General features: G+C 72.9%; 1 protein-coding gene. It reads left to right on the top strand.

Translation table 11 applies throughout. The features are described 5' to 3' along the window. Nucleotides 1–837: helicase-related protein (locus GPA_RS02910; protein ID WP_041238887.1), on the top strand; the 837-nt coding region annotated here is incomplete at both ends.

Here is an 837-nt window from a genome sequence, read left to right as displayed (position 1 = left end):
CGAGCGCGAGGCGCTGCTCGCGCGCGTGGCGGCGGGGGAGGTGGACGTGCTCGTGGGCACGCACGCGCTTCTGGAGGACGACGTGCGCCCCAAGCGCTGCACGCTCGCGGTCATCGACGAGCAGCAGCGCTTCGGCGTGGACCAACGGGCGAAGCTGCTGGCGAAGGGCGAGGCGCCCGACGCGCTCTACCTCACGGCCACGCCCATTCCGCGCTCGCTGGCGCTGGCGCTCTTCGGCAACCTCACGCTCTCCTATATCAGGCACCGCCCGCACGACACGTCGGCGCGCACGACGAAGGTGGTTTCGAAGCAGGAGCGCGGGCGCGCCTACGACGCCGCGCTCGCCGCGCTCGCGCGCGGTGAGCAGGTGTACGTGGTGTGCCCGCTCGTGGGGGCGAGCACCGAGGAGCGCGATGCGTTGGCCGGCAAGCGCGCGGCGCGCGAGGGCGACGATGACGAGTACGCCTACGCCGCCATCAGCATCGAGGACGACGCGGACCTGGACGGCGGCAACGTGGCGGCCGCCGAGCGCGAGGCCGCCTTCCTGCAGCAGAAGACGTTCGTGGACTGGAAGGTGGAGCTTCTGCACGGACGGCTGCCCGCCGCCGAGAAGCAGGACGTCATGGCCCGCTTCCGCGCGGGCGAGACGCAGGTGCTCGTGGCCACCACCGTCATCGAGGTGGGCGTCGACGTGCCGAACGCCACGGTCATGATCGTGGAGGACGCCGACCGCTTCGGCCTGTCGCAGCTGCACCAGCTGCGCGGCCGCGTGGGGCGCGGGAGCAAGCCCGGCGAGGTGTACCTGGTGAGCGCGTCGCGCACGGACGCGGCGCTGCG

Source organism: Gordonibacter pamelaeae 7-10-1-b (assembly GCF_000210055.1).
In the GTDB taxonomy this organism is placed as follows: domain Bacteria; phylum Actinomycetota; class Coriobacteriia; order Coriobacteriales; family Eggerthellaceae; genus Gordonibacter; species Gordonibacter pamelaeae.
The sequence above is the reverse complement of the archived record's forward strand: the minus strand, read 5'-3'. Positions and strand labels throughout refer to the sequence as shown.